General features: G+C 69.5%; 7 protein-coding genes and 1 pseudogene. 1 reads left to right on the top strand and 7 read right to left on the bottom strand.

The features are described 5' to 3' along the window. From AC1DP0_RS13140 to AC1DP0_RS13115, 6 genes and pseudogenes are all read right to left on the bottom strand, one after another. Positions 1-324, bottom strand: a pseudogene (locus AC1DP0_RS13140) (pseudouridylate synthase); the annotation flags it as partial. Positions 325-372: 48 nt separating this feature from the next. Then, a complete protein-coding gene (locus AC1DP0_RS13135; protein WP_478085003.1) occupies positions 373-1,491 on the bottom strand; it encodes a winged helix DNA-binding domain-containing protein in 1,119 nt (372 codons plus the stop codon). After that, entirely contained in the window at positions 1,491-5,084 is a 3,594-nt protein-coding gene (gene dnaE / locus AC1DP0_RS13130) for a DNA polymerase III subunit alpha (protein WP_478085002.1), read from the bottom strand. The genes AC1DP0_RS13135 and dnaE overlap by 1 nt, the downstream gene beginning before the upstream one ends. Positions 5,085-5,233: 149 nt before the next feature. Continuing rightward, complete coding sequence (locus tag AC1DP0_RS13125; protein ID WP_478085001.1) at positions 5,234-6,166, bottom strand: RluA family pseudouridine synthase; 933 nt, start codon at positions 6,164-6,166, stop codon at positions 5,234-5,236. Beyond that, positions 6,159-6,911, bottom strand: coding sequence for a signal peptidase II (gene lspA, locus AC1DP0_RS13120; protein ID WP_478085000.1), 753 nt, complete (start codon positions 6,909-6,911; stop codon positions 6,159-6,161). The genes AC1DP0_RS13125 and lspA overlap by 8 nt, the downstream gene beginning before the upstream one ends. An 89-nt stretch (positions 6,912-7,000) precedes the next feature. Then, the gene (locus AC1DP0_RS13115) at positions 7,001-7,480 is read right to left on the bottom strand and encodes a TraR/DksA family transcriptional regulator (protein WP_478084999.1); all 480 of its coding nucleotides are present in this window, start codon (positions 7,478-7,480) and stop codon (positions 7,001-7,003) included. Positions 7,481-7,490: 10 nt separating this feature from the next. Here AC1DP0_RS13115 and AC1DP0_RS13110 point away from each other — a divergent pair, with 10 nt between their 5' ends. Further along, on the top strand, positions 7,491-8,024 hold the full coding sequence (locus AC1DP0_RS13110; RefSeq protein WP_478084998.1) for a hypothetical protein: 534 nt from the start codon (positions 7,491-7,493) through the stop codon (positions 8,022-8,024). A gap of 129 nt (positions 8,025-8,153) precedes the next feature. Here the strand turns inward: AC1DP0_RS13110 and AC1DP0_RS13105 are convergent. Beyond that, the coding region (locus AC1DP0_RS13105) for a DivIVA domain-containing protein (RefSeq protein ID WP_478084997.1) at positions 8,154-9,087 on the bottom strand (934 nt) is incomplete at its 5' end.

Raw genomic sequence — 9,087 nt, 5'->3', positions numbered from 1 at the left:
CTGCGCGACGTGCCGCCCGCGTGGCATCGTCGCCATGTCGTGCGGCTTGTCCACGACGACGATGCGCTCGTCGCGGTGCAGCACGACGGGCTCCTCCGGATGCGCCACCTCAGCTGGGAGGTCCCGGTGCGCCCAGACGGCCGACTGCGCCACGAAGGGCGCGTCCGGACGCACGGGCGTGCCTGAGCCGTCGACGAACTCGCCGGCCCGGAGCATACGGTCGACGTCGTCGGCGTCGAGGCCGGGTGAGAGCCGCTCGACGAGGTGGTCCCGCAGCGACGTCCAAGGGCCGGCCTGCGGCATACGGAAGCGCTGGGCGTCCACGCCGTGACGTGGTGGTAGGGGCGACGGCGGAATGGGTCCGCGAGCCACTCAGCCGCTCCCGCCGGCCGGCCCGAGGCGGACGACCTCGGCCTCGGTGCCGAGAAAGGCGCCGTAGCCCGCGGCTGCGGACTCGATCTCACCCCACCGACGAGCCGGGAGCTGCGCGAACGGCTTCACCTCCACGACGACGTGTGCACGCTTCTGCACCTTGCGCCAGGTGCCGGCCACCTGACCGTCGATGACCAGCGTCGGCTTGAAGACCATGTTGCGTCCCGGGACGACCTCGGCGAAGCGCTCGGGCGGCAGGGTCACGTCGCGCGACTTGTAGCCGAGGAGGAACTCGTCCCACTGCGGCAGCAGGTGCACGCCGCCGGGAGAGTCCGGGGCCTCGCAGGCGTCGACGTGCACCAGCCAGGTCTGTCCGTCGACCTCCTCGCGACGGATCCGGTCCGCGACGAGTGCCAGCGCCTCACGGGTCAGGCTGAGCGGCTTGAGGATCCAGCCGGCGAGGTCCTTCTCGGTGACCGGCCCGTGGCTGTGGACATAGCGCTCGGCCACAACAGCCAGGCCCTCCTCGCGAGAAAGCTTGCGGGAGTGGGGAATCCACGTATCCATGAGCACGAAGCTCGGCTGCTTGGCGATGAGCGGACCTTGGCAGAGGAGACCGCTCATGCAGTGGTGCCCGATGAGGTGGTAGTTGCGCTGGCCGGTCGGGTCGATGCCGTGCTCGACGAGCAGGGCCGCCACGTCGGGCCGGCTCATCGGCTCGCGCAGGTGCTCCTCGAAGAGCCTGCCGGACAGCTCGACGTCAGCCTCGGAGATCCCGAGCTGGGTGAACCGGGCGGCGAGCGTCGTGCTGCGCGGCGCTGCGAGCAGCTCGCACATCCAGCGGGCGTCCTCGGCCGGCACCCAGTGGATCGTGCCGCGCATCGGCCACGTGCGCACGACCTCGCGGTCGTGCACGGCCTGCTCGACCTGGGCGAGGGTCAGCCCCGAGCGCACCCCGAGGGACCACGCGCCGCTCGCGTAGTCCTGGGCCTGCAGGGCCCCGAGTCTCCGTGCCACTGCGAGCGCCGACTCAGGGGACGACGGGGTGCCCAGCCGCGGCGTCAGGCCGAGCGCGGCCATGCGCGCCCGGCGCATCCGCCGGCGGTCCGCCTCTCTCATCAGCTCAGGCAGGCCGGACCGAGCAGGGCCTTGAGGTCGCCGAAGAGAGCGGAGGTGGCCGTGACGCGCAGCGAGTCGTCGAGGGACATGAGCACCGAGCGCCCGGGCTGGGTCAGCTTGACCTGCACCTCGGTCGCCCCCGGGTGCTCGCCCAGCACGCGCTTGAGGCTCTCGGCCACGGCCGGCGTCGCGCGACCGAGCGGCAGGGTCAGCACGACCGGCCCGCGCGGACCCTCCTTGATGTCGGGGATCGTCAGCTCCTGGGCGAAGATCGAGATCGAGTCGTCGCGGGCGCTGATGCGACCCTTGACGGCGCAGACGGTGTCCTGCGCGAGCATCGTGGAGTAGGTCATGTAGGCCGACGGGAAGAAGAGGCACTCGATGGCGCCGTCGAGGTCCTCGACCGTCGCGATCGCCCAGAGGTCGCCCTTCTTCGTCCGCTTGAGCTGCAGGCTCGTGATGAGGCCGGCCACTGTGACCGGCGTGCCGTCCGCCTTGGGGTCGTCGCCCATGAGCGAAGCGATCGAGGTGTCGGCGTGGGTGGCGAGGATGTGCTCGATGCCGAACAGCGGGTGGTCGCTGACGTAGAGGCCGAGCATCTCGCGCTCGAACGAGAGGAGGCTGGCCTTGTCCCACTCCAGCGTCGGCACCGGCGGCAGACCGTCGAAGGCGCCCGGCCCGTCCTGGCCGCCGGCGTCCGTGTCGTCGCCGAAGCTGCCGAACAGGCTGTCCTGACCGATGGCCTCCTGCTTCTTGACCTCGACGAGCGCGTCGATGTAGCGCTCGTGGACCTCGACCATGCCGCGTCGGCTCTCGCCGAGCGAGTCGAAGGCGCCACCCTTGATGAGCGACTCGATGGTGCGCTTGTTGCACACGACTGCCGGCACCTTGGAGAGGAAGTCCTTGAAGGAGGCGAAGGCGCCCTTGTCGTCGCGGGCCTTGATGATGGCCTGGACGACGGGCAGGCCGACGTTGCGGATCGCGGCGAGACCGAAGCGGATGTCGGTGCCGACGGCCGCGAAGTTGGCGATCGACTCGTTGACGTCGGGCGGCAGCACCTTGATGCCCATGTGCCGGCACTCGTTGAGGTAGAGCGCCGACTTGTCCTTGTCGTCGCGCACGCTCGTCAGCAGGGCCGCCATGTACTCGGCGGGGTAGTTGGCCTTGAGGTAGCCCGTCCAGTACGACACGAGGCCGTATGCCGCCGTGTGCGCCTTGTTGAACGCGTAGTCCGAGAAGGGGACGAGGACGCCCCAGAGCGCCGCGATCGAGGCCTCGTTGAAGCCCTGGGACTTCATGCCCTCGGAGAAGGGGACGTACTCGGCGTCGAGGACCTCCTTCTTCTTCTTGCCCATGGCCCGTCGGAGCAGGTCGGCGTTGCCGAGCGTGTAGCCGGCGAGCTTCTGGGCGATCTCCATGACCTGCTCCTGGTAGATGACCAGGCCGTAGGTCATCCCGAGGATCGGGTCGAGCGCGTCGATCATCTCCTGCTGGAGCTTGCCCTTGAGCTGGGGGTCGAGCGGGACGACCTCCTGCTTGCCGTTCTTGCGCAGCGCGAAGTTCGTGTGCGCGTTGACGCCCATCGGGCCGGGCCGGTAGAGCGCGAGGGCGGCCGAGATGTCCTCGAAGTTGTCGGGCTGCATGAGGCGCAGCAGCGAGCGCATGCCGCCACCGTCGAGCTGGAAGACGCCGAGGGTGTCACCCCGACCGAGCAGGTCGTAGGTGGCGCGGTCGTCGAGGGTCTTGGACAGCTCGTCGAGGTCGATGTCCTCGTCGCGGTTGAGCTTGATGTTCTCGATGGCGTCGTCGAGGATCGTGAGGTTGCGCAGGCCGAGGAAGTCCATCTTGACCAGACCCAGCGACTCGCAGCTGGGGTAGTCGAACTGCGTGATGATCTGGCCGTCCTGCAGGCGGCGCATGATCGGGATGACGTCGACGAGCGGCTCGCTGCTCATGATGACGCCGGCGGCGTGCACGCCCCACTGCCGCTTCAGGCCCTCGAGGCCGAGCGCCGTCGCGACGACCTCCTGGGCCTGCGGGTCCTCGTCGTGGACGACGCGGAAGTCGCCGGCCTCGTTGTAGCGCTTGGACTCCGGCTTGAAGACGTCGGCGAGCGGCATGCCCTTGCCCATGACGTCGGGGGGCATCGCCTTGGTGAGCTTCTCACCCATCGCGAACGGGTGGCCCAGCACACGGCTCGCGTCCTTGAGCGCCTGCTTGGCCTTGATCGTGCCGTAGGTGACGATCTGGGCGACCCGCTCCTCGCCGTACTTCTCCGTGACGTAGCGGATGACCTCACCGCGCCGGCGCTCGTCGAAGTCGACGTCGAAGTCGGGCATCGACATGCGCTCGGGGTTGAGGAACCGCTCGAAGATCAGACCGTGCGGCACCGGGTCGAGGTCGGTGATGCCCATGGCGTAGGCACACATCGAGCCGGCGCCCGAACCACGGCCGGGGCCGACGCGGATGCCGTTGCGCTTGGCCCAGTTGATGAAGTCCGCGACGACGAGGAAGTAGCCCGGGTAGCCCTTGGAGACGATGACGTCCTCCTCGAAGGCCGCCTGCTTGCGGGCGTAGTCCGGCACCCCGTCGGGGAACCGGCGCTGGAGGCCCGTCTCGACCTCCTTGATGAACCACGTCGTCTCGTCCTCGCCCTCGGGGCAGGGGAACCGGGGCATGTAGCGCCCCTCCCCCTCGGTGAAGGAGACCTCGCACCGCTCGGCGATGAGCAGGGTGTTGTCGCACGCCTCGGGCAGCTCACGCCACAGGTGGCGCATCTCCGCCGCGGACTTGAGGTAGAAGTCGTCGGCGTCGAACTTGAACCGGTTGGGGTCCATCAGCGTCGAGCCGGACTGGACGCAGAGCAGCGCCGCGTGCGCCTTGGCGTCCTCGGCGCGGGTGTAGTGCAGGTCGTTGGTCGCGACGAGCGGCAGCTTGAGGTCGCGGGCCAGCCGGATGAGGTCCTTCTGGGTGCGCCGCTCGATGTCGAGACCGTGGTCCATGAGCTCGACGTAGACGTTCTCGTTGCCGAAGATGTCGCGCAGCTCGGCGGCCACCTCGCGCGCCTCGTCGTACATCCCGAACCGGAGCTTGGTCTGGATCTCGCTCGAGGGACAGCCCGTCGTGACGATGAGGCCCTTGCCGTACGTCGAGAGCAGGTCGCGGTCGATGCGCGGCCACTTCGTGTAGACCTGGTCGAGGCTCGCGATGGAGCTCATCCGGAAGAGGTTGTGCATGCCCTGGTTGTTCTGGGCGAGCATCGTCATGTGGGTGTAGGCGCCGCTGCCGGAGACGTCGTCGCGGCCACCGTCGCCCCAGCTCACCTTCGTGCGGTCGGTGCGGTGCGTGCCGGGCGTGATGTATGCCTCGACGCCGATGATCGGCTTGACGCCGGTGCCCTGCGCCTTCTTCCAGAACTCGTAGGCGCCGAAGACGTAGCCGTGGTCGGTCGTCGCGAGGGCCGGCATGCCCATCCGCGCCGCCTCGCTGAAGAGGTCGCCGATGCGGGCGGCCCCGTCGAGCATGGAGTACTCCGTGTGCACGTGGAGGTGCACGAAGTTCGGATCGTTTCGCGGGGCGGCTTCGGTCGACATCGTGGATGAGTCTAAGCCTCCGGGAGGACACTCCTCCGCGTGTCGGGGCCGGGTGTCACCGACCCCGGGCGTCCACCGCACACCGGTCCCACGAGCCGGCCGGACGGCATGCGTCGTCAGGCTTCACCCTCACGTTGAGGGTGCAGGTCTCAGAAGGTCGCGACGATGTCGAGAGCGCGCTGGAGATCCTCCGGATAGCGGCTCTCGAAATGGACGTACTCCCCCGTGCCGGGGTGCTCGAACCCGAGCCCGACGGCGTGCAGCCACTGGCGGTCGAGCTTCAGTCGTGCAGCGAGCTTCGGGTCGGCCCCGTAGGTGAGGTCACCACAGCAGGGGTGGTGCAACGCCGCGAAGTGGACGCGGATCTGGTGGGTCCGGCCCGTCTCCAGGTGGATGTCGAGCAGGCTGGCGTGTCGAAAGGCCTCGAGAACCTCGTAGTGCGTGACCGACGGCTTGCCGCTCTTCATCACCGCGAACTTGTAGTCGTGGCCGGGGTGGCGCCCGATGGGCGCGTCGACGGTGCCGACGACGGGGTCGGGCAGCCCCTGCACGAGCGCGTGGTACGTCTTGTCGACCGTGCGGCTGCGGAACGCCTGCTTGAGCCGGGAGTATGCGTACTCGCTCTTCGCCACGACCATGAGTCCCGACGTGCCGACGTCGAGTCGGCTCACGATGCCCTGGCGCTCGGGGGCCCCGGAGGTCGAGATGCGGTAGCCGGCAGCCGCGAGCCCGGACACGACGTCGGGGCCGCTCCACCCCACGCTCGGGTGCGCTGCGACGCCGACGGGCTTGTCGACGACGACGATGTCGTCGTCGTCGTGGACGATGGACATGCCGGGCACGGGCTGGGCGATGATCTGCAGGCTCGGGCTCTCCTCGGGGCGGGGCAGCGACACCTCGAGCATCGAGCCGGCGGAGAGCCGCTCGGACTTGACGACGGACTTGCCGTCGAGCACGACGTGGCCGTCGGCGGCCAGGTCGGCGGCCTTGGTGCGCGAGACCCCGAAGAGCCGCGCGACACCGGCGTCGACGCGCTCGCCCTCGAGGCCGTCGGGCACGAGCACGGTGCGCACGTCAGGCATGCTCGCCTCCAGGGCGGCGCACCTCGTGCGTCTCGGGCGCGCCGGGCGCCTCGTCGTTCGCTCGCGTCATGTCGCTCTCGCCGTTCCCGGTGGTCTCGCCGGTGGTTTCGTGGTTGGTCTCGTGGGTGGCTTCGTCGGTCTCGTCGGTGGTGTCGCCGGCGGCCTCATGGGTGTCCACGGCGGCGTGGCTGCCCGCCGTGGGCGCTGCGACGCCGCGGCTGTGGTCGCGACGGCCGTCGACCCCGATCCCCAGCAACGCGAGGATGATGATGAGCCCGGCCGCCGAGACGATCCAGATGTCAGCCACGTTGCCGATGAACCAGCGGTTGTAGTCGATGAAGTCGACCACGTGCCCCTGGCCCCCACCCGGCGGTCGGACGAACCTGTCGGTGAGGTTGCCGATCGCGGCACCGAGCAGCAGACCGAGCGCGACCGCCCAGGCTCGGGACCCCAGCTGGCGCGCCACGACGATGATCGCGACGAGAACCGCGAGCGCGATTCCCGTCATGACCCACGTGTTGCTCGCACCGAGCGACAGGGCGGCCCCGGGGTTGCCGATGAGCTTGAAGCGGATGAGCTCCCCGACGAAGGGTCGCGGCTCACCGTTGGCGAGCACGTCGAGGGCGACGATCTTGCTCAGCTGGTCGGTGAGGTAGGCCAGGACCGCGACGACACCGAGGAGAACGAACAGGCGCTTGCGCCGGTCAGGCCTCGGGCGATTCTCCTCGGCGGTCCTCGAGCTCACGGTCCCGGTGGTCGTAGCGGTCGTATCGGTCGTAGGGGTGGACACGCCGTCGACCCCCGCTCGGGGGGTCGACGTGGCGTGGTCGGGCGTCAGTGGCGGTCCTGCTTCTCCTGGCATGTCATGCACAGGGTCGCACGAGGACGGGCCTGAAGTCGAAGCTTGCCGATCGGGTTGCCACAGTTCTCGCAGATGCCGTACGTCCCGGCATCCAGCTGCTCGAGCGCGTGCTCGGCCTGACGCAGGCTCGCGCGGGCGTTGGCGGCCACCGAGATCTCGTGCTCGCGCTCGGCGGTCTTGGCGCCCGCGTCAGCCTGGTCGTCGCCCGAGCCGTCGCCCGAGGCGCGCAGCAGGTCGTCGAGCTCGTCCTCGGCCAGCTTGAGCTCGACCCGGTGCTGCTCGATCTCCTCGAGGAGGACGCCGCGGACCTCGCCGATCTCCTCCACGCTCCACGGGCTCTCGTCGTCCTTGACCCGGAGCTGCCCGGCGATCTTGGTGGCACTGGCTCTGGTCGTGCTTGCCGCGGCCTTCTTCGTCGCCGCGCGGGGTCCTGCAGTGGAGCTCGTCGTCACAGCTGCCTTCTTGGTTCGTGGCGCAGGCGCCTTGGCCGCGGACTTCGCGCTCGCGGCGCCTGCTCGGGTGGTGGAGGTCGTCTTCTTCGTCGCCGGCGCCTTCGTCGCCGGCGTCGCCTTCTTCGTCGCCGGCGTCGCCTTCTTGGCAGGCGTCGCCTTCTTCGTCGCCGGCGTCGCCTTCTTGGCAGGCGTCGCCTTCTTCGTCGCCGGTGTCACCTGCTTGGCGGGCGAGGGCTTCTTGACGGGTGCGGCCTGGGTCGAGGACGACACCTTCTTCGCCGGTGCGGCCTTTTGGGCGGTTGACGTCTTCGTCGTCGGACTCGCTGTCTTCGCCGGCGACGCCTTCTTCGTGGTTGTGGCCTTCGTGGTTGTGGCCTTCGTCGTCGTCTTCTTCGCGGGAGACGCCTTCTTCGCCGGTGCGGTCTTCGTCGCCGACGTCGTCCTCGCGGGTGACCGCTGGGCCGCGGCTGTCGCCGCTGCCGTCTTCTTCGCCGCCATCAGACCCTCCGTCGTTCATGCCGTCGACGCTGACAAGTGGGGCTGACAATAAGCCCCGCACGAGTCGCGCACAAACGCGAAACGCTCACGCGGACGAAGTGTTCCTCACCCAGGGACGACGCAGGCCGTCCGGGAGCGTTCCCGGACGGCCTGCATACGTCTGATCGAGGCGGGTTCAGCCCTGGTGGCCGTCTCCGACTTGGGCGTGCGCCGGCTCCTGAGCGCTGGAGTCGAGGTCGTGCAGCTGTCCCTCGATGTACGACTTGAGGTTCGAGCGGTAGTTCTTCTCGAACCCGCGCAGCTCGGCGATCTTGCGATCGAGCAGACCCTTCTGCTTGTCGAGCTCCTCGAGAACGGCGGCCTTCTTCTGCTGGGCCTCCGCGACCATACCGGTGGCGCGCTCGCGTGCCTCGGTGAGCATCTCGTCGCGCTTGTGGGTGGCCTCGCTCAGCATCTGGTCGCGCTGCGAGGTCGCCTCGGCGATCATCTGGTCGCGCTGGGCGGCTGCCGCGGCCGAGATCTGCTCCGCCTGCTGGGACGCCTCGTCGTGGCGGCTCTGACCGACGCTGATCAGCTCGTCGTGACGGGCCTGGGCCGCAGCGATCATCTCGCGGTGGCGGCCCTCTGCCTCGGAGATGAGCTCATCGCGCCGCGTCTCGCCAGCAGCCACGTGCTCGTCGTGGAGCCGTTGCGCGAGGGCGATGACCCCGGCAGCGTCGAGGTTGCCCGTCGCGGCGGCGGGGGCTGCTGCCGCTGCGACACCAGCTGTACCGGGCGCCGGTGCACCCTTGGCGGCCTCGTCACGAAGGCGTGCCGCCTCAGCGGCGGCCGCATCTGCGTCGGCCTGCGCCTTCGCGGCACGCTCCTCGGCGGCGCGGGCATTCTCCTGGGCCTTGGTGAGATTGGCCTCGGCATCGGCCACCTGTGAGTTGAGGCCATTGAGCTTGGCCTGGGCGTCGTCCAGGCTCTGCGAGTCCACCGCGGACTTGGCCGCGGCCTCGGCGCGGTCGGCCTCGGCCTTCGCGCGCTCGATGCGCTCCTTGGCGGCACGCTCGGCGTTCTCGGCGTCGGCCTTGGCCTTGGCAGCGCGATCCGCCGCGGCCTTGAAC

It is taken from the genome of Terrabacter sp. P5_B1 (assembly GCF_056400505.1).
Note: the sequence above shows the minus strand (reverse complement) of the source record. Positions and strands in the feature narration are given on the sequence as shown.